This window comes from Pandoraea commovens (assembly GCF_902459615.1).
GTDB lineage: Bacteria > Pseudomonadota > Gammaproteobacteria > Burkholderiales > Burkholderiaceae > Pandoraea > Pandoraea commovens.
Genome location: NZ_CABPSA010000007.1, coordinates 187,028 through 207,558, shown reverse-complemented (window position 1 = coordinate 207,558; position 20,531 = coordinate 187,028). Strand labels below are relative to the sequence as shown.

The following is a 20,531-nucleotide window of genomic DNA, read 5'->3' as shown; positions in this document are numbered from 1 at the left end:
CGACGTCGTGGCCGATGCGATATCTCCAAGAGCGGGGCCTGCCGAGCCCGCCATCCCTTAGATCCGGCAATCATGCTATCTGGCAAAGCATTGCGACGCCTGCTCGCCTGCACCTTTGCGGGCACGGCGCTTGTCTGGACGACGGCGGCGCTCGCGCAACCGCCGCAATACAAGAACGACGCGGAGTTGATGGGCGCGGCGATCGCGTCGCCCGAGGGCGTCGGTCAGGTGCTCGACCGGCTCGTGCAGAAGTGCGGGCTGTATAGCGAGGCGACCAAGGCGCATGGGAATGCCGTGCTGCGTGCATGGCAGGCGCGGCATCGCGACTATCTCACTGAGGGCCAGCGCGTGCGCGACGAACTGCGCGCCGTCTACACCGACCCCGAGGCGCGTCAGCGCTTCGACGATCTCCTCACCAACCAGTTTCCGAAGCTCGTCGAACGCCAGTTCGTCGTGTATTCGAACACCATTGACGATCAGCCAACGCAAACCGCGAAAGCCGAAATATGCGACGGCTATTTCAATGCGGTGGACGAACGTCAGTTCGATCTCAAGGTAAACGACCCGGCACTTGCGGCGTTTTTCGACCGGCGGATGGCGGCGCGCGAGGCAGCCGACGCGCCTGCCGCCGCGAGCATGCCCGGTGTGAAGTAGGCGACTTGTCGCGCGTCATGCTCGCATCACGGTGGCATCGCGGCGGCTTGACGGTAGCTTAACCGTGGCTTAACGGCGAATGTCGATGTGCTGGCGGCGGTGCATCGCGGCGAGTTCGGCGGCGGCGTCTCGCAGAGGGCCAAGCAGGGCTTGTGCGTCGAAGCGCGAGACGGGGCCGACGAGTGAGAGGGCCGCATAACACTGTTGCTGCGCATCCTCGACGGGTACGGCCACCGCCATGACGTCCGGCATATCGCGTTGGCTCGACGTCGCGTAACCGGTCTCCCGTGCCGCTTCGATGACATGCGAGTCGGCCAGTATTCCTCCCGCACGCAGCAATTCGTCAAGCGTGCCCTGCGGCAGGAACGCTGCGAGAATCCGGCCGGATGCGCTGCCGTCGAGCGTGAGGACGGCGCCGATGCGCAGCTCCGCTTTGAGCACACCATGCGGTTCGGCACGGCGCGCAATTCGAATGCGTCCGTCATCCACCACCGCCAGCGACGCCGTTTCGCCGGTCGTGTCGGCAAGCTCCCGCAATACGGCTTCCGCACGGTCGCCGAGGCTTGCGTGGGCGAGCGCCGCATCCCCCACACGCGCCGCGTGCAGACTCAGCCGATACAACCCGTCATATGTGGGCTCGACCCAGCCTGCCCGAACGAGTGTGAGAAGGCGCTGATAGACCGTTGCGCGGCTCCCACCGACGATACGCGCCAGGTCCACAAGGCGCATGGGACTGACGGATTCACCCAATGCGTCGAGAACTTCGAGCGTCTTGAGGGCGGACGACAGCGGCCGCACGCCGCCTTCGTCGTCAGGCTTTGCGTCTGTGGCGTTGTTGGCACTGCCGGGGTCAGGCTTCTTGTTCACGCAACATCCATCGGAGTCGAAAGGTTTTCGGGGCGATCTTCGTGCTGCTGCGGCTCACGTCAGCAACGAGGCGAGTCTTGCCAGCGATGGTTCGATCTCGTCGTCCGGCACGCATCCATAGCCGAGCACAAGTCCGTGCAGTGGCGGTTGTTCCAAATAATAGCGGGAGAGCGGCAACGCGATCAGGCCGAGTTCCTGGGCACGCGCCGACAGCGAGACATCGTCGACTTCGGGCGCAAGCCGGACGGTCAGATGCAGCCCCGCATTACTGTCGGCGGAAATCAATCGGGCCTCTCCCATGTGACGCCGGATCGCTTCTTGCAGCAGCGCGCGACGCCGACCATAGATCAGCCGCATACGTCGAATGTGCGCGGAATAATACCCTTCGCCAATGAAGTCGGCCAGCACCGCCTGCTCCATCCACCGCCCCTCGCGGTAAAGCTCGGCGATGCCCAACTGCAATGGCTCGACCATTGCCTTGGGCACGACGAGATAACCGATGCGAAGTCCGGGAAACAGCGTCTTGCTGAAGGTCCCGGCATAAAGCACGCGTGCGCCCGACTCCAGTCCCTGCAACGACGCGATCGGGCGCCCCGCATACCGGAACTCGCTGTCGTAATCGTCCTCGACGATCCAGGCATCGTGCTTTCGCGCGTATTGAAGCAACTGCCTGCGACGCGCGAGCGACATCACGTGTCCCAGGGGATATTGGTGCGAGGGCGTGACAAAGATGAGCCTTGGCGGTTTGCGCCAGTCGGCAGGCGATGGGTTCAGCCCTTCCGCGTCGACGGGAATGGAGATCGTCTCCACGCCATACGCCTGCAGCACCTTGTGAATGCCCCAATAACCGGGGTCTTCCACCCAGGCGCGATGGCGCACGTCGGTGAGCATTTGCACGCACAGATGGATCGCCTGATGGATCCCCTCGGTGATGATGATCTGCTCAGGTTCACATACCACCGAACGTGCCGAGCGAAGGTGTTGGGCCAGTGCCCTTTTAAGCGCAGGATGACCGCCCCCGTAACCGTAGGTCAGATTCTCCGGCGTGCGCCGACGCCAGTGACGCTCCACGAGGCGCGTCCATTGTTTGAGCGGAAACGCGTCGAGGTCGGGAACGCCCGGCATGAACGCGCCGGCCTGACGTCGGGACGCACGGGCATTGAGAATGAGACCGCGTCCGCGTTGTGACAGCGTGACATCGGCATCGGGCGGCATGTCAGGTGCCTGCCTGGCCCGGGTCGCCATGGACTCCTCGGGAATTGCATCGGTCACGAAGGTGCCGTCGCCCGTGCGTGAGCGCACGTAGCCCTCCGCGCGAAGTTGCTCGTACGCGTACAGCACCGTATTGCGAGAGATGCCCAACTCGCGTGCGAGGTCGCGTGAGGCGGGCAGTCGTGTGCCGCCCGGCAAACGCCCGTCGAGAATCGAGGCTCTTACGATGTTGTACAGCTGCCGGTTGCGCGGGATATCCACACCCGGTTCGAGATGCTGAAGGATCAGATCGGACAGCAGAATCTGCATGGAGGCGGCACCTTGGGGCGAGATTGGCCCCACAATGAAATTGATTGCACTGAAATGGTGCAATTTGTCGACGTCACGGCAATGCCATCGATGGATAATACTGCACGATAGTGCCAAAACATTGGAAAAATAAGGCGCAAGCAGGGATTACCCGAACTTGTTGTTCGGTAATTGGTTCCATCAAACATTCATTGATCGGCACTATTTGATGTGACCAATTTAAATTCTAATACATGCAAAGCGCCAGATTGGTACCACCCCGATCGCTCCTGCGGGAGCGTTGAGTCGATTGCGAGGAATACGTGAAGAACGAAACATCGAATCCGTCGGCAGGCCGCCGTTCCGTCATCAAGCTGCTGGGGGCGGCAGCGGGTGCTGCGGTATCCGCACCCTTTATCCAAACGGCACGCGCTGCCGATCCGCTATTCGTCAACACGTGGGGCGGTGACTGGGAAAAGGCCGCAGCAGCGCATCTGTTTGAGCCGTTCACCAAAGAGACCGGTATTCCGATCCGTACGGTGTCGCCCGTGTCATACGCCAAGCTCGCGGCGCAGGCCCGCACCGGAGTCTATGAATTCGATGTGACGACGCTCGGCGGCGGCGAACTGATTCGCGCGGTCGAGGCCGGTCTCGTGGAGAAAATCGACACGAGCGTCATCGACATGAAGCAACTGCCGCCGGGGCAGGCATACATGAGTGGAATCGCCACGCATGCGTTCGCAACGGTCATCGCGTCGCGCAAAGACAAATTCCCGCATGGCGGCCCGCAGAACTGGGCGGAATTCTGGGACACGCAACGCTTTCCCGGACCACGCAGCCTGCAGCGCTATGCCGCGCGAGTGGTGCCGCTGGCGCTGCTGGCCGACGGCGTGCCGACTAACAAGGTCTATCCGATGGACCTCGATCGCGCGTTCAAATCGTTTGACCGCATCAAGAAGGATGTGCGTGTCTGGTGGACGCAGGGCCAACAGTCCCAACAGTTGCTGCGCGACGGCGAAGTCAACGCCGTGGCGATCTGGCACGGCCGCGCGCTCTCGCTGATTCGTCAGAATGCGCCGGTGGATCTGGTGTGGAACCAGGGGGAAATCGATCGCGCCTATTGGGTCGTGTCGAAGGGCACGCCACGTGCCAGGCAAGCATGGCAATTCATTGCATCGGCGCTCAAGGCGGAACGGCTGGCGAAATTTTGCATGCAGGCCGACTACAGCCCGGTCGATCAGCGTGTGTTCCAGTACATTCCCGACGCGCAGGCCAAGGGAATGCCGACTTACCCCGCGAACTACCGTCTGACCTTTGAGCAGGATCTGGCCAAGATGGGGCCGCAACTGAATGAACTGGCGCGTCGCTTCGATCAGTTCGTGGTTCGGTAACCGGTCGCCGCGTCATGCATAAGTTTCGCCCGTATCTCTTACTCGCGCCGCTGGCAATATTTTTGACGGCGTTCTTTCTGGTGCCGCTCGCGCAAGTGCTTTGGTTGAGTTTCACGGAGCCGACGCCTGGCTTGGCCAACTACGTGCACTTCTTTGCGGATCCGTTCTACCTTCGCGTACTCGGCATGACGTTCCTGACGTCGCTGCTCGTGACCGCGTGCTGTCTGACGCTGGGCTATCCGCTCGCTTACTGCCTCGCGCAGGCCACAGCGCGGTTCGGCGCGGGCATTCTGCTGGTCGTGGGCATGAGCTACTGGACAAGTTTCCTCGTCCGGAGCTACGCGTGGATGATCATTCTCGGCAATAGCGGTCCGGTCATCGGCCTGTTGCGGGCAATGGGCGTGCAGACGCCACCCGAGTTGCTCTTCACGCGCTTCTCGTCGACGCTGGGCATGGTGCACGCGCTGCTGCCGCTCATGACCATCACGCTGTACTCGGTCATGAAGAAGATCGATCCGGCGCTGGTCAAGGCGGCTGCCAATCTCGGTGCCAATCGATTCGCGGCTTTCCGGGCCGTGTTTCTACCGCTTTCGCTGCCGGGCATCGTCAACGGCTGCACGATGGTGTTCATCGTTTCGCTGGGCTTTTACGTGATGCCTGTGCTGCTCGGCAGTCCAAGCGAGCAGATGATGGCCGGACTCATCGGTCAACAGATGGAGGAGTTCGGCAATTTCGGCGACGCTTCCGCCATGGCGGTAGTACTCGCGTGCACGACGCTCAGTCTGTACGCGCTCTATAACCGGTTCTTCGGTCTCGACAAACTCTGGAGCAAAGGCAAATGAAGGCGCTCAAGTGCTTTGCCGTCGTCATGGCAATTCTGATCGGCGCGCCGCTGCTGGTCGTCATTCCAATGTCGTTCTCGGCGTCGGAGTCGTTTCAGTTCCCGCCGCCTGCCTGGTCGGTGCATTACTACGCCGCATTTTTCGCCGATCCGACCTGGACGGGACCGGCGATCAACAGCTTGCTGATCGGATTGGGCACGGCGGCGCTCACGCTGGCACTGGTCATTCCGGCATCGTTCGCGCTGGTGCGCTACGAGTTTCGCGGGCGGACCTTTGGCAGTCTGCTCATCCTGCTGCCGCTGACCGTACCGAACATTGTGGTGGCGCTGGGGTACTTCTATTACTTCGGATCGCTGCGTCTCACTCAGACCTACCTGGGGGTGATTCTGGCGCACACGTGCCTGTCGACGCCCATCGCCTATCTGATTCTGTCTGCGAGTTTGCGCGGCTACGACCGCACGCTGGAGCGCGCTGCGGCCAACTGCGGCGCGACACCCTTGCAGGCGTTCTGGCTGGTCACATTCCCAGTGTTGCGTCCGGGATTTCTCGCCGCAGGCATGTTCGCGTTCATTCACTCGTTCGACGAAGCGATTGTTTCGTTGTTCATCTCGGGGCGCGACGTGTCGACGCTCCCGCGCAAGATGTTCGACAGCTTGCGCACGCAGGCCGACCCCGTGATTTCGGTGGTTTCGACACTCCTGCTTGCGCTGGTGGTGATCGGCTCGCTGACGCCGATTGTGGTGCGACGTGTGAAGGCACGCCGTGAGGCAGCGCAGCAGCGCTCGGCCATGCAGGCTGTCGCCGTTGTTTGACGACGCTGTCCCGCTCTATGTCACAGAGGTATTCATGTTTATGAAGTCGATGTATTCCGCCGGTGTCATGGCCAGTGCCAGCGCGGCGTCGCCCGCGCTGATGGATGCCTACCTGCACGTTAGCCGGTTGTGCAAGTCGTATGACGGTGTTCATCGCGTGGTGGACGATGTGGACCTGGAAATCCGCCGCGGCGAGTTCATCACGTTTCTTGGGCCGAGCGGCTCGGGTAAGACGACCACGCTGTCGATGATTGCCGGTTTCGAAACGCCGAGCGCGGGCGATATTCGCGTCAATCGCCGCTCGCTGGTGCAGATTCCCGTGCATCAACGCAATATCGGCCTGGTCTTCCAGAGCTACGCCCTGTTTCCGCATATGACGGCAGCGCAGAACGTGGCGTTTCCACTGCGTATGCGCAAGGTGAACGCGACGGATCAGGCCAAGCGTGCCCAACGAGCACTGGAGATCGTCGGGCTTGGGCAGCATGGCGGGCGTATGCCGTCGCAGCTCTCCGGCGGTCAGCAGCAACGCGTGGCGCTCGCTCGTGCGCTGGTGTTCGAGCCGGACGTGCTCTTGCTCGACGAACCGCTTTCCGCGCTCGACAAGAACCTGCGCGTGCAAATGCAGATCGAGATCAAGCGCCTGCATACGGAGCTTGGCATGACGACGGTCTTCGTCACGCACGATCAGGGCGAAGCGATGACGATGTCCGATCGCATCGCAGTGTTCAACGCGGGTCGGGTGGAGCAGTTCGCCGCGCCGCTCGACCTTTACGGCGCGCCGCGCACGCGGTTCGTGGGCGAGTTTATCGGCGAGAGCAATTTCCTCGACGTCAGCGTGGTGGACGCCGCAAAGGGCGAATATGCCTCGGCGGCGCTTGGCCGAGTACGGGCGGCGGCATGTGCGCACGTCACGGGCACGAAGGTCTCGCTGTTGTTGCGCCCCGAGTGGATTCGTCTCGGCGCCGGTGGCGGCACCGCCTGTTCGGCGGGGGTAAAGGATGCGCAGCTCGACGTGAAAAATGTCATTCACTACGGCGATAGCGCGTTGGTGATCGGGGAGAGCGCGGGGCTGGCACTGCGCGTGAAGGTCCCGAACATCGATATGCAGGGCGTGACGGTCGGCAGCCGTCACCCGATTCACTGGGATCCGGTCCACACGCACGTGTTGAGCGACTGACCGCACGGATCCCGGCCGGACGCGGACTTGCGGCCTCGTCCGGCCTTCGTTCCTGAGCAATGAAGCATTGGAGATGACGCCCCCGATTCGAGGGGCGATGGGAACGCTTTTGCCCGTGCAAGAGCGTTGGGCGGCGCTCGTTCTGCAGACGATGTAGCAGGCGGGACGCAAAACACAAGACCAGCCCTCCCGGTTGCCGTGCCCTGAGAGCAAGCCTCGCGTGAGCGAGTTACCAGAGCACACTTCAGCAAGGAGCAGGACCATGAAAACGACGGGAGTCCCGAACGGCCTGACCGCCCGCACGGCATCGATTTTTCTCGCGGCCGGCATATCGGCGTTTGCCGGCGCGGCCCAGGCGCAAAGCAATATTCAGTTGTATGGCGTGATCGATACGTATGTCACTGGCATTTTCAGTAGCGGACGTTCGGCTTACGGTGCCGACAGCGGCGGTCTGCAGGTCTCGCGCTGGGGCATGCGCGGTTCCGAGGGACTGGGCGGCGGGGTGAAGGCTAATTTCCAGTTGGAGAACGGCTTCAACATGAACAATGGCACCGGCTCTGTGGCGGGAGGCATGTTCAATCGTCAGGCATGGGTGGGGCTGAGTCATGAGCACTATGGTGAGTTCCGCATCGGGCAGCAGAACAGCGTCTTCTTCATGTTTCTGGGCAACATCGCCGCGTTCTACGGCGGGACGTACGGTGCCGGGCTGGGAACCGAGTCGGGCTACAACTTTCGCAATTCGAACGACATCATGATCGCGTCACCGCGTGTGGCGGGGTGGCGCGCAGAATTGCATCACTCGCTGGGCAATGATCCGCAGAACAAGGCGAACGGTACGTCGTCGCAGGTGGCCATCGAATATCGCGGGAACGGCGCTTACTTCCTGGCCGGATATGTGGAGGCGCGTCCGCTGGTGAGCGCGCCCAACACTTACAAGGGCGTGGTCGATCGTCAGTTTGCGATCGGTGGCAGCTACGACATCCAGCCGTTCCGTCTTTACCTCGGGTACTTCAAGAACAAGCAGTCGGACGACACGATCAACAAAGATCTGTACTCGGTGAGCGCGGCATGGTTCATCACACCGGCGGATCAGTTGAGCCTGGGATATACGTACATCGATGTGAAGGCCGATGCGGCAAACAGCGATACAGCCGTGTTTCCCGGCAAAGGCCATGCGAACCACTTCGGACTGATGTATCTGCATTCGCTCTCCAAGCGTACGACGCTCTACGCGTCGGCGGCCTACATCACGAACTCTAAAGGTCTGCGCTATGCGCTGGGCGCGGCACAGGCACCGAGCGGCACGCTGCTCAACCGTCCGGACGCTGGCGACAGCACGACCGGTGTGCAGTTCGGTGTGCGTCATACGTTCTGAGGTTCTGAGGCCGCTCGCGCTGCCGTCCCAGCCATTTCCCCTAACATTTGCATGCGCCTTCGGGCGCATTTTTTTCCTTCCTTTTCGAGACGCTAAGGACCAGGCAAAAAGAGAGCCGCTTGCGGCGGCTCGGAAGGTTGCAGTGCTCTTTCTGCGGCGTGCGGACCGCACCGCCGGTGTCATTCGGTAAAGATCAAATGCTGGCTTCGATCAGGAACGGGCCGCGCTGGCGCATGGCCATTGCGAACACATCGTCGAAGGCTTCGAGGGTGTTCACACATGCGGCTTCCACGCCCATGCCGGCCGCCAGGTGTACCCAATCGAGCGTCGGGTCGACCACGTCGAGCATTCGTCGTGCGTTATGCCCGGCCACCCCTGCGCCAACCTGTTTCAATTCGTTGTGCAGAATCGCGTAGCCACGATTGGCGAAGATGATGGTGACGACATCCAGTCGCTCGCGTGCCTGCGTCCAGAGCGACTGAAGCGTGAACATGCCGCTGCCATCCGCTTGCAGGCAGACGACCTTCCGGTCGGGGCAGGCGACCGCCGCGCCCGTGCCCATCGGCAGGCCAGAGCCGATCGCACCGCCGGTCAGGGCCAGAAAATCGTGCGGCGCAGCACCTGTCGTGTGCTTGAAGAAGGCATGTCCGGACGTGATCGCTTCGTCGCAAACGATGGCGCCTTCCGGCAGGTGGCGTCCGACAGCGGCGGCGATGCTCGCCGGGGTCAGCGCACCAGATGGACGGTCGAACTTCAAGAGCGTGCTCGGCGCCGCAAGTGTCACCGACGCGTCGCGACGCACGCCAAGCCTGTCGGCCAGCGCTTGCAGTGACGCGAGCGCATCGTGTCCGCGCTCAGTGAAGCGAGTCACTTCGCACCTCGCAGGTAGCATGGCGCTCGGCTTGCCGGGATACGCGAAGAACCCGACAGGCTCGCGGGCGCCGACCAGCACAAGTTGGTCGATGTCCGCCAGGTCGGCCACGCAGGCGTCGATGTTGTACAGCACGCGTTCGATGGGAACACGCCCCGCGCCGCGCTCGATGCGCGCATTCGATTGCTGCGCGAGCATACGTGCCCCGGTGGCCTGAGCGATGCGTCCCGCCACGGCCAGTGCATCGGCACGCAGCCCTTTACCCGAGATCAGCAGCAACGTCCGGCGTCCGTTGCGCAAACGTGCAGCGACGTGGTCTATCACGGTGTCGTCCGGAATTCCCGCTTGCACAATGTCCGGCGCGATGGGCGCGGTGCGCATCGTCTCGCCCCACGCCGCGTCGGCCGGCAGAATCAGTGTCGCGACACTGCCGCCATTGACGCGTGAGGCGGCAATCGCTTGCGCGGCGCGTTCGCCGACCTCGTCGCTGTGACCGATGCGCCCGACCCACGCCGACATTGGCCGCGCCAGCGATTCGATGTCACTGGTCAACGGTGCGTCGTAGGGCAGGTGGTCGGTGGCGTGCTCGCCGATGATGTTGACGACCGGTGTACCCGCACGTCTGGCGTTATGCAGATTCGCCAGGCCGTTCGCCAATCCCGGCCCGAGATGCAGTAAGGTCGCGGCTGGCTTGTCCGCCATACGGGCATATCCATCGGCGGCGCCCGTTACCACTCCCTCGAACAGCCCGAGGACACAACGCATGGCCGGTTTGCGGTCGAGCGCGGCAACGAAATGCATCTCGGACGTCCCCGGATTCGCGAAACAGACATCGACATCGCCCGCCAGCAGCGTGTCGCACAAGACATCGGCACCGTTCATTTCACGCCACTCCTTACGACTTTTCTCGTCACTTCACTCATTGCATCGTCCATCGCTTGACTACTACGTCGCCACACCTGTGCGCTCCGCCCTGCGAGGTGCCGGGCGGCGTCCCCACGACACCACACGCCCGGATCTTTCCCGCAGTCCGTTGCTCGCTTACGCTGATGACCGGGAAAGGTGCGCTCAGCCTCCGAAGACCTCGCGATACACGCGTAGCCAGTTGCCGTGCGTGATCTTGTCGACTTCGGCCTCGGTGAAACCGACTTCGCGCAGACCGCCGTGCACGTCACCCAATTGATGCACTTCCTGGAACCATTCGGGGCGAGCCGCCTTCCCGGGGCGCGCAGCCGATCCCGCACCATAGTCCACACCGCGAGTCCAGTGTCCCATGCGCATCCAGTCGAGGTCGGTCTGCGTCGTATTGTGGCTGCGGTCGGTACCGATGGCCACGTGATCGATGCCTGCGATGTCCACGGTACGTGCGACCAGTTCACACCAATTCCGCACGGTCAGGCAGAAATAGTCGCCTGCAATATTGCGATAAGCCGCGCAGCCGATGACGCCGCCGTTATCGCGCAGCGCGTGCAACACATCGTCGGTTTTGTTTCGTTTGTGCGGGAACACGGAGTCCGGATTGGCGTGCGTAATCGCGACCGGTTTTTCCGAATACCGGATCGCCTCGAGGGATGTCTTGTTGCCCACGTGGGAGACGTCGATCAGCACGCCCGCGCGGTTCATCTCGCGAATGACTTCCTTGCCGAAGCGCGCGAGTCCCGAGTCGTGCTCCTCATAGCAACTGCCGCCGAGACTGTTCTGATTGTTGTAGGTGAGTTGCATGACTCGCACCCCCATGTCGGCGAAAAGCTCGACATAGCCGATGCGTCCTTCCAGATGGTCGGTGTTCTGGAAGCCCATGAGGACTGCGACCTTGCCGCTTTCGATGAGCGCCTCGATCTGCGCGGCGGTCGTGGCGATGCCGAAGACGTCCGCGTTTGCCATTGCCATGTTGCGCCATTTGACGATGGCGTCCATCGACGCGACCGCGCCCTCCCAGAATCCGAGTGTGTTGGTCACGCACCCGATGTTGCCCTTCCTGAGGCTTTCGAACACTTCACGGTCGAAGTGACCGCATTGCAGACCGTCGATAATCATTGTCATGCTCCTGAGGAACGCGCCAGCGACCCATTGCCTCCGCGCGCGTTGTTTGATTCGAATGTCGTATTGCTGCTTGGGCCCACCTGCTGCTCAGGCAGGGGCCTTGCCTGTCGCGTCTTCCTTCCGTTCGATGCGTGTGAGCAGCGAGAAGTCGGTGTCGTCGTCTGTCGGGCGGCCGATCACCGCCCCCGTTTCATCAACGATGTTCGCGCCGGCGTGGCGGCGTGAAACGACGTTGTCTGGCGCGAGGGCGCCCAGTGAGAGGTGGTACATCGACCACCAGAGCGCCGCGTCGACCGGCAAGCCGCGATGGATGATGGCGCGCAGGGCGTCGTCGGCGGCATCCTTTGGCGGCAGACGCCGGGCGTGCAAAGTGAGCGTCGCCCGTGCACCGGTTTCGTCGGTGGTTGCCGGGAACGTCTGCACACCGACGCGCGCGCCGTGTCGCTGGGCGAGCCACTCGATCACCTTCAGTTCGTGCGGCTCGCGCACGCCGGTCGCTTCGAGCGAAGTTGCCTCGCGCTCGGCATGTTCGGCGAGCAGCAGGTCGAGGAGCATTTGTGCGACGACCCAGGCGTGTTGCTCAGCGCATTCGACTGTCAATGGATCGGTCGATGCCACCACCGGTGCAATCTGCAAAGCGTCCGGTCTGGCCTGCGCCAGGGCGTCGTGGATGTCCATGAAGTGCCGGAAACCGCCCATGCCGGAATCCGAATCCGCCGCGCCTGCCGGTACGGTGCGGCACGCCTCCGAAATCAGGACGCATTCGCGCACGGCATTGTTGAAGCCATACGGCATGCCTGTTTCCAGCAATGCGCGATCGAGGGTCAGCCGCGCTTCGCGCAGGCTGATTTGCAGCGTGCCCGTCATGGTGGTGCAGGTCGAACTCATTGCTTAGGCTCCAGAGGGCAGAACCAGTCGTGATCCGCACCCGCGCGAATCGCGTCTGGGGTGGGGGCGCCGAGGAACAACACGCCGCGCAAGTTGCGCCCGAGATAGTCGCGGGGACGATCCACGCCGTGGATCGCAACGTTGAGCAGACGCACGATGTGAATCGGAATGAAGTCCTCGCCCATGATGTTCATCTGCGGCGAGTGATAGGGCAGCCCGCGTAGCGACTGGATTCGCGCCACGATCGCGCGCAAATGCGGATGGCGCAGCAGCACATGCGCCATGCGGGTCTTTGGCTGCACACCGGCAAGCACGTGTTCGAGTTGTTGAACGAAGCGCGGCAGGTCCAGACCCAACTGATGCACGTCGCCAACTTCCTCGCGCGGACCGCGCCTCGGCTCTTCCGCCGTGGCGGACTTGTACCAGATGTAGCGGCGCGAGGCCTCCGTTGTCAGGTCCATGGCCAGAGCCCACGCATATTCGGTGTGCAGGATGTCGCGCAGATAGCCGGCCGTCATCTCCGGCTGCACCGGCATTTCTTCTTCGGCGTCGAGCGCGTCTGCGACCAGACGATCCGCCAGTTCCGGCACCAGCTCGATGTACATGGCAAGCAGTGTTTCGTGCGCTTCGATGTGGATTTCACCTTCGAGCGCGTCGGCCAGCGCATTCAGAGGATAGGTGGTGCGTCGACCGCGCACGAGACCGGTGCGGTACAGCGTGTCAACATCTTCACGCGCTTTGGCCAATTCGGTGGCGACCAGTGCGCTCGGCGCGAAGTGTTCGTACTCCATCCGGTCTTCGCGACGAAACGCGATCGCGCGGTCGAGCAGATTGCGCAGATGCAATACAGCGGGATGGCCCGCGTCGACCTTGAGCGATTTGGCGGCAACGATCGCTTGCTCGCGTGCCGTGAGCCAGCGATTGATCAGGTGCGGATGGTTGTGCAAGAAGAAGATCAGGCCCAGCGCGGATCCATTGCCGATGCCAAGGAACTGCTGATATTCGGGCGAGAGTTCGGCCGCATTCGGCGAGCGAGCGTGCGCGAGACGATTGACGAGGTCAACCGCGAAGACTCGCATCATGTAGGCCGATGCCATCTGCGCAGCCAACGTCTTGCGCAAGGGGTGACGACGTTCGAGCGCCTTGTACGAGCGCGTACCGAACGTGCCGTTGCCGTCGATGCCCGTGTTGCGCATCAAATAGCACACTTGCGCCACCGTCTCGATATCGGGTTGGCGGCCGGCGGCCAACGCGTCGACCGCGTGGGCGAACACACGTGAGCTGCGATTCGCACGCGCCCAGGTGAGTGTGTTGGGTGTGGCGCGGCCCTCGTAAAGCTTGGGTAGTTCGGCGCGCGTCTGCATGATCTGCGCGTCGGTGGCCGGCCCATCGAGCAGCCCTCCCATCATGTCCCACGCGCGTCCGATGATGCGGCCGGTGCGTCCGGCCTCCTGATACGCGAAAGAACTCAACACGAAGTCGAGCGGTACGCCGTTTGCATCGATGCGGTAGTGCGCGGTGCCGCGTGATTGCGCATCGATGTCGAAGGCGAGCCGCTGGATATCCCAACGCTCGTCGACTGCCTGACGCATGAAGCTGCGTGTCATCGACAGACGGCTGGGCTGCAATGCGGCCAAACGCTCGGGGCGCATCAGAACGTCGGGATGTCGCGCACGTGGCGGCGCATCGCGATGATCGGAAATTTCGGTAGGCACGGCGGCCATGACTGACGTCTCCAGAATCGGCCTTCAACTGGCCGGTAGGGTCCGCATTCATTCGGCACATTCGCCGAATGAATGTATTCTATATGAATACTTATGATTCACATGAAATCATCGTAATGGAAAAGCGCGATGCAGGGAAAGCCATTTTTTTGAGTGGCGAGCGGTGATCGACCGCAGACCCGCACGGGGCGGCGTCTTGCGACCGTTGCGAGGTGTGCGTTCGTCGCGTGTGAAATCGGGGGTCGGAAAAAAATAAAGCCCACCGAATGGCAGGCTTTTTATACGAGGGCGCGAGGCTGTGAGGGCGCCCCGGGGGAGGTGGGTTAGTACGACGGCGGCGTGATGACCCAGACGATTTCCGCCGGTGTGCTGCCGGGGTTCCGGTAGCGATGCGGCGTATGACTCTCGAACGTGAAACTGTCGCCCGCTTCGAGTACGAAGTGCTGTTCGCCGACCCAGAGCTCGAGCGTGCCCTTGATGACGACGCCACCTTCTTCGCCACGATGCTGGTAGGCGTCGCCGCTATCGGACCCGGGGGCCATGACCGACCACAGTATTTCCAGTTGGCCGCTGAGATTCGGCGAGAGGAGGTAGTCGGCGATGCCGGAATCGAACGTCAACTGGCGGCGGCGCTCGCGTCGCACGACAACGCCCCCATCCGACGGTTCGGCGCTTTCGCCGTGCGGGAAAAACCAACTAACCTGAACACCGAGCGCTGCGGCGACATCGTGCAGGGCGCCGATGGTGGGTTTGCTCTTACCGCGCTCCAATTGGCTCAGAAAGCCGATCGATTTACCGCAAAGCGCGGACAGATCCTGTAGCGACAAGCCCCGCGCTTTACGCAGGCTCTTGATTTCGGGGCCGATCCAGTCGAGCGGCGCGGCGTCGTCGGCGTTGCCCGCACACGCGATGTCCGGCATGGGCGGCTTCGCTCCAATCTGTCGCGTAGCCTTCGTCGGCACCCGCTTCGTGCGCGTGCCCACCGGCGCGGCAGATTCGCCTTGCGGTGCAGTCCCCGATTTCTTGTGTACTGGCATCCCGATCCCCAACGTGTTGCAAGAACGACGCGCTCGCGCATCGCGTCCCGAATTCTAGCCGACGGGCTGGCGTCGCTGGCAGAAGGTCGCCAATGACGGCGGTGATGGGGCCTTACCTGACGCAGCGGTGGAAAAAATAATTATGCAAATTTTCACATTAATGAAAATTAATTGCAAAAATTTCACGTCAAATCTACACTGGCTCGGCCATCTTCGGCACACCGAACCGCCGGCGCTGACCGGCTAAGCATTCTTGACGAGATCTACTTCATGTTGAATTCAGCCCGCAGCAACGCATCGCTCCAGGCGCGCAAGGACGCCGCCTGCGCCAAAGGCATCGGCGTCATGACGCAGCACTTTACGGCCCGCGCTCAGAACGCCGAGATCTGGGACGTGCAAGGTAATCGTTTCATCGATTTCGCGGGCGGCATTGCCGTGCTGGCGACCGGACATCGGCATCCGCGCATCGTCGCCGCGGTGCAAGCGCAGCTCGAACATTTCCATCACACGTGTTTCCATGTCACACCGTATGAAGGCTATGTGGCGTTGTGCGAGCGGCTGAACGACATCACGCCGGGTCGGTTTGCCAAGAAGACTGCGCTTTTCACGACAGGCGCCGAAGCCGTTGAAAATGCGATTAAGGTGGCGCGTGCAGCGACGGGACGCAGCGCAATCATCGCGTTTTCCGGCGCGTTCCACGGCCGTACGATGATGGGCATGGCGCTCACGGGCAAGGTGGCGCCTTATAAGCTCGGGTTCGGACCGATGCCTGCCGAGGTGTTCCACGCCCCGTATCCCGTGGCGCTGCACGGGGTGAGCGTGGATGACAGCATGGCTGCGCTCGAATCGTTGTTCAAGACGGATGTCGATCCGCGTCGTGTTGCGGCCATCTTCATCGAACTCGTGCAAGGTGAGGGTGGGTTCTACGTGGCGCCCCCCGAGTTCGTGAAGCGTCTGCGCGCACTGTGCGACACGCACGGCATTCTGCTCGTCGTGGACGAGGTGCAGACCGGCTTCGCACGCACTGGCAAGCGCTTTGCGCTGGAGCATCACACCGTGGACGCCGACCTCATCACGATGGCGAAGAGTCTGGCAGGTGGTTTCCCGCTGTCGGCGCTGACCGGGCGTGCCGAACTGATGGACGCCGCGGGCTCCGGTGGTATCGGCGGCACGTATGCGGGCAACCCGCTTGCGTGCGCAGCTGCGCTCGCCGCCATCGACGTCATCGAGGAAGAGGGGTTGACCGAGCGGGCGTCGGTGCTGGGAGACCAACTGACCTGCATGCTGGCGGGATTGCGTGACGATGTGCCGGAGATCGTCGACGTGCGCGGGCTTGGCGCCATGATTGCGGTGGAATTCGGCGCCGCGCTTACCGGCGCACCCGACGCCGAGATGACGCGTCGCGTGCAGGCCGAGGCGCTCAAGTGTGGATTGCTGTTGCTGATCTGTGGTGTGCACGGCAATGTCATCCGATTCCTCTTCCCGCTGACGATCGAGGACACAGTCTTCGAAGAAGGTTTGACGGTCCTTGCCGAATCGATTCGTGCGGCGCGCGCTGCCTGAGATCCCCGCCGATGAAACCTAATTACATCAACGGAGCGTGGGTGCCCGGCGTGGCGGCCACGCCGAACGTCAATCCGTCAGACACGAATGACATCGTCGACGCATACGCGCGCGGCGATGCGGCCGCCACACGCGATGCCATCGGTGCGGCTTGCGCGGCCGGTGAGGCATGGGCACACGCTACACCCCAGGTGCGGGCGGACGCGCTCGATGCGATCGGCACGGAACTCATCGCTCGCAAACAAGCGCTCGGCGAGTTGCTGGCACGTGAAGAGGGCAAGTCGCTGCCCGAGGCCGTTGGCGAAGCCGCACGCGCCGGACAGATCTTCAAGTTCTTCGCCGGTGAGGCTTTGCGTCCCGGGGGCGAGCATCTTGCGTCGCTGCGTCCCGACGTTACAGTGGACATCACGCGCGAGCCGCTCGGCGTGGTCGGCATCATCACGCCCTGGAATTTTCCGTTGGGCATTCCCGCGTGGAAGATTGCGCCGGCCCTTGCTCACGGCAATACGGTAGTGTTCAAGCCGGCCGATCTTGTCCCGGCGTCGGCATGGGCGCTGACTGAAATCATCAGCCGGGCGGGCTTGCCTGCCGGCGCGTTCAATCTGGTCATGGGGCGTGGGCGCGAAGTTGGGCAGGCGCTGCTCGAATCGCGCGATGTGAGCGGCATCAGCTTCACGGGCTCGGTCGCGACAGGTAAGAGCGTGCTCATGAGCGCTGCGTCGCGTCTTGCGAAGGTGCAAATGGAGATGGGCGGCAAGAATCCGTTGATCGTGCTCGAGGACGCCGACCTCGACGTTGCCGTTGAATGTGCCGTACAAGGCGCATATTTTTCCACCGGGCAGCGATGTACCGCATCGAGTCGGTTGATCGTCGACAAGCGCATACATCGACGCTTCGTCGATGCGCTGACGGTACGCCTCGCGACGCTGCGTATCGGTGACGCGCGGGACCCGTCGACACAGATCGGTCCGGTCGTGAGCGAGGCGCAGTTGCAGACGGACCTCGACTACATCGCCATCGGCCGCGAGGAGGGCGCAACGCTGGCGTTTGGCGGCGAGCGGTTGTCGCGCGACACGCCGGGTCACTACCTGTCTCCGGCACTATTCGTCGACGCGCACAACGACATGCGAATTGCCCGCGAGGAGATTTTCGGGCCGGTGGCTTGCGTGATTGCGGCCGACGGCTACGAGCATGCGCTTGCATTGGCCAACGACATCGAATTCGGCTTGTCGGCCGGCATCTGTACGACGTCGCTGAAGTATGCGAATCACTTCAAGCGGCACGCGCAAGCCGGTATGACGATGACAAACGTGTCGACGGCCGGTGGCGATTATCACGTGCCGTTCGGCGGGCGTAAGGCATCGAGCTATGGCGCGCGCGAACAAGGGCGCTATGCGGCTGAGTTCTATACGACGGTGAAGACTTCGTACGTCGCCGCGTAGCTCGTCTCGCTGTGCTGTCGGTGTTGCCGGGGCGTTTGCCCCGGCGCGCTTATGCAGGCGCTGCCGAAGCGGCTGATGACGTCGGTGCGGCGGCGTCCGGCAGATCGCCCGTCAGCAAGTAGCGCATCAGGTCCGCCACGGGACGAATGCGCTCGCCGAACGGCAGTGGGTCGCGGCCACGGAAGAAGAGACCGCGCGCCACGTCGCCACGCACAGCCTGGGCGAGCTTGAGGTCGATGCAGAACTGACCAATGCGCGAGACGCCATCGCGTAAGCCGCACGCTTGCAAGCAATCGAAGCCCTCCAGACACTGACGCACTTTCGCCTTCGCCTGCAGGGCCGTCTCGCGTGAGAGGTACTTCTTCAGCCACGGCGTGAGCACTGCCCGCGCGGGCAGCCCTGCGACGCTGGTGAACTCGACAATGTCCTCCGGACGCGCACTCGCCAACACGTGCTTGAAGTCGGGATGCGCATCGGATTCTTCGGTGACGGCGAAGGCCGTCCCCAACTGAACGCCTGCCGCACCCTGCGCGAGCCAATGCCTGACCTGTTCGTGACGATGGATGCCGCCCGCCACGATCAGCGGCACCTGCGTCCATTCGATGCCGAGCGTTGCGTAGATCTCGCGGCATTCCGTCAGTACGCGGTCGAACGAAAAGCGCGCATCGCCCAGATCCTCGATACGCGACGCCCCGAGGTGGCCACCCGCGTGCGCCGGGTGTTCGATGACGATGGCGTCCGGCAGTCGGCCCTTCTTCATCCACTTGCGCAGCACAAGGCTGACGCCGCGCGAGTCCGACAGAATCGGGATCAGCGCGACGTGCGGATGCGCTGCGGTGAGTTCCGGAAGATCGAGCGGGAGACCGGCGCCCATGACGATGGCGTCCGCGCCGCTCTCGCATGCCTGACGCACGAGCGACGCATGCGCGCTCACCGCCTTCATGACGTTGACCGCTACGAGACCGTTGCCGTCGGCAATCGCCTTAGCCGCGCGAATCTCGCGGTCGAGCGCGATCAGGTTGACGGCTTCGATGGCGGCTTTGTCACGCGTGCCGTCCACCTGAGCAAGCAGATCGGGGTGATGGTGGCGCAGGTCGATGCTCGCAATCGTCCCCATGCCGTTGTGTTTCGCCACCGTGCCCGCCAGTCGGTGTGCGGAGATGCCGATACCCATGCCGCCTTGCACCACCGGCACCAGCCGGCGGCCGGCCAGCGTCAGCCATTGCTCGTTCATGTCAGATCCATTCGTCGAAAAATGCTGGCCCACGAAGACATGCGGCGCAGCAGTTCCGGCAGTCTGGCATTCGCTTTGCGAACGGTTCTTGCGATGGGTCAAGCGCGGGTGCGCTCAGGCAGGGTCTTCGGTGCGGCATGGCGTCGCAGCACGCGGCACCGTGCCCAGCGCGATACCGCCGACGATCAGGGCGAGCGCGATCCAGACGTCCAGCCCGAGCGACTCGCGCAGGATCAGTGCCGACGCCAGCGTGCCAACCACGGGCACGCCAAGCAAGCCGAGCGACGTGACGCCAGCAGGCAACTGACGCGTGACCACACCCGCCAACCAGTACGCGATGCCGCCGCCGACCACACCGCCATACGTCAGCAAGGCCGAGAATCCGGCCCAGCCGGTCACGCGCGGTGCCCCGTCGACGACGAACGCCAGCGTGCACAGCATGACGCTCGCCAGCAGCAATTGCCACGGGCTCAGTTCAAACGGACCGTTGACCCATCGGTGCGCACGCATATGCACGATGGCGATTGCCCACACGAACGCGGACAGCAACACGAGGGCGTTGCCGAAGATGGCGTTGTGGTCGTGCCAGTCGAACGCGATGGGGTTGAACATGACCAGCAGACCGAGCAGGCCGCACGCCAGCCCGAGCAGGCGTCGCGGGGTCAGTGCCTCGCCCAGCCACAGGCGCGCGGCGGGCATTACCCAGAGTGGCGTGGTGTAGGCGAGCACGGCGGAGCGTCCGGCGCTGACGTATTGCAGGCTCAGCGCGACGAGCAGCGAGAACGCTGTCATGTGCAACAGACCGACGCTCAGGATCACCGGCAAATCACCGCGACGCGGTAGCACGAGACGACGGCTCAGCGCGCAGATGACGAACAGCGTCGCCATGCCGATGGCCGAGCGAAGCGCAGTGCTCCACCACGGCGAGACGTGGGCGAGGAGTGCCTTGCTGACCGGCCAGTTCACGCCCCAGGTCACGATGACGATGGCGAACAGCACCCCGGCGTGCGAACGCACGGGCGAACGGTTCGAGGCGAGACGTTGCAGACTGGCAGGCAGGTTCACGTGCCCGGACTCCGTGAGGGATGGACGGGCGCTCTGCGGCCGGGGA

At 63.0% G+C, this 20,531-nt stretch carries 17 protein-coding genes; 8 read left to right on the top strand and 9 right to left on the bottom strand.

Annotated elements, in window-relative coordinates; all coding sequences use genetic code 11:
• Positions 1–72 precede the first annotated feature (72 nt).
• Positions 73–654 carry a hypothetical protein gene (locus tag PCO31010_RS19655; protein ID WP_150665749.1) on the top strand — a complete coding sequence of 194 codons (582 nt, stop codon included), beginning with the start codon at positions 73–75 and terminating at the stop codon, positions 652–654.
• A gap of 69 nt (positions 655–723) precedes the next feature.
• Here the strand turns inward: PCO31010_RS19655 and PCO31010_RS19650 are convergent, their stop codons facing one another.
• Both PCO31010_RS19650 and pdxR read right to left on the bottom strand, forming a co-directional pair.
• Entirely contained in the window at positions 724–1,521 is a 798-nt protein-coding gene (locus PCO31010_RS19650; protein ID WP_217426178.1) for an IclR family transcriptional regulator, read from the bottom strand.
• Between the two features lie 54 nt (positions 1,522–1,575).
• Positions 1,576–3,042 (bottom strand): MocR-like pyridoxine biosynthesis transcription factor PdxR, encoded by a 1,467-nt coding sequence (gene pdxR, locus PCO31010_RS19645; RefSeq protein WP_150665748.1) that lies wholly within the window; start codon positions 3,040–3,042, stop codon positions 1,576–1,578.
• 302 nt (positions 3,043–3,344) lie between these two features.
• On the opposite strand from pdxR, the gene PCO31010_RS19640 reads away from it, so the two are divergent.
• The 5 genes from PCO31010_RS19640 to PCO31010_RS19620 all read left to right on the top strand — a co-directional run bounded on the left by PCO31010_RS19640 (position 3,345) and on the right by PCO31010_RS19620 (position 8,618).
• Entirely contained in the window at positions 3,345–4,412 is a 1,068-nt protein-coding gene (locus PCO31010_RS19640; protein WP_150665747.1) for an ABC transporter substrate-binding protein, read from the top strand.
• A gap of 14 nt (positions 4,413–4,426) precedes the next feature.
• Positions 4,427–5,254: an ABC transporter permease gene (locus tag PCO31010_RS19635; protein ID WP_150665746.1), complete on the top strand. Its 828-nt coding sequence runs from the start codon at positions 4,427–4,429 to the stop codon at positions 5,252–5,254.
• Positions 5,251–6,066, top strand: a complete 816-nt coding sequence (locus tag PCO31010_RS19630) for an ABC transporter permease (protein WP_150665745.1) — start codon at positions 5,251–5,253, stop codon at positions 6,064–6,066. The genes PCO31010_RS19635 and PCO31010_RS19630 overlap by 4 nt, the downstream gene beginning before the upstream one ends.
• A gap of 34 nt (positions 6,067–6,100) precedes the next feature.
• Positions 6,101–7,243: an ABC transporter ATP-binding protein gene (locus PCO31010_RS19625; RefSeq protein ID WP_150665744.1), complete on the top strand. Its 1,143-nt coding sequence runs from the start codon at positions 6,101–6,103 to the stop codon at positions 7,241–7,243.
• 262 nt (positions 7,244–7,505) lie between these two features.
• On the top strand, positions 7,506–8,618 hold the full coding sequence (locus PCO31010_RS19620; RefSeq protein WP_150665743.1) for a porin: 1,113 nt from the start codon (positions 7,506–7,508) through the stop codon (positions 8,616–8,618).
• A 193-nt stretch (positions 8,619–8,811) separates the two neighbouring features.
• On the opposite strand, the gene PCO31010_RS19615 is transcribed toward PCO31010_RS19620, so the two are convergent.
• From PCO31010_RS19615 to PCO31010_RS19595, 5 genes are all read right to left on the bottom strand, one after another.
• A complete protein-coding gene (locus PCO31010_RS19615; protein WP_150665742.1) occupies positions 8,812–10,371 on the bottom strand; it encodes an acetolactate synthase large subunit in 1,560 nt (519 codons plus the stop codon).
• Positions 10,372–10,557: 186 nt separating this feature from the next.
• A complete protein-coding gene (locus tag PCO31010_RS19610; protein ID WP_150665741.1) occupies positions 10,558–11,526 on the bottom strand; it encodes a membrane dipeptidase in 969 nt (322 codons plus the stop codon).
• A 93-nt stretch (positions 11,527–11,619) separates the two neighbouring features.
• Positions 11,620–12,420, bottom strand: a complete 801-nt coding sequence (locus tag PCO31010_RS19605; protein WP_150665740.1) for a hypothetical protein — start codon at positions 12,418–12,420, stop codon at positions 11,620–11,622.
• Positions 12,417–14,144 (bottom strand): hypothetical protein, encoded by a 1,728-nt coding sequence (locus PCO31010_RS19600; RefSeq protein WP_217426177.1) that lies wholly within the window; start codon positions 14,142–14,144, stop codon positions 12,417–12,419. Before PCO31010_RS19600 ends, PCO31010_RS19605 begins: the two co-directional genes overlap by 4 nt.
• A 323-nt stretch (positions 14,145–14,467) precedes the next feature.
• Positions 14,468–15,181 (bottom strand): helix-turn-helix domain-containing protein, encoded by a 714-nt coding sequence (locus PCO31010_RS19595; protein ID WP_217426176.1) that lies wholly within the window; start codon positions 15,179–15,181, stop codon positions 14,468–14,470.
• A gap of 270 nt (positions 15,182–15,451) precedes the next feature.
• Between PCO31010_RS19595 and gabT the strand changes: the two genes are divergently transcribed.
• Positions 15,452–16,744, top strand: coding sequence for a 4-aminobutyrate--2-oxoglutarate transaminase (gabT, locus tag PCO31010_RS19590; RefSeq protein WP_150665739.1), 1,293 nt, complete (start codon positions 15,452–15,454; stop codon positions 16,742–16,744).
• Positions 16,745–16,755: 11 nt separating this feature from the next.
• Positions 16,756–18,186: an aldehyde dehydrogenase family protein gene (locus PCO31010_RS19585; protein ID WP_150665738.1), complete on the top strand. Its 1,431-nt coding sequence runs from the start codon at positions 16,756–16,758 to the stop codon at positions 18,184–18,186.
• Between the two features lie 49 nt (positions 18,187–18,235).
• Here PCO31010_RS19585 and PCO31010_RS19580 read toward each other — a convergent pair whose 3' ends face one another.
• Together PCO31010_RS19580 and PCO31010_RS19575 are read right to left on the bottom strand one after the other, a co-directional pair.
• Positions 18,236–19,420, bottom strand: coding sequence for an NAD(P)H-dependent flavin oxidoreductase (locus PCO31010_RS19580; RefSeq protein WP_150665737.1), 1,185 nt, complete (start codon positions 19,418–19,420; stop codon positions 18,236–18,238).
• Positions 19,421–19,534: 114 nt separating this feature from the next.
• The gene (locus PCO31010_RS19575; protein WP_246184691.1) at positions 19,535–20,485 is read right to left on the bottom strand and encodes a DMT family transporter; all 951 of its coding nucleotides are present in this window, start codon (positions 20,483–20,485) and stop codon (positions 19,535–19,537) included.
• Positions 20,486–20,531 lie beyond the last annotated feature (46 nt).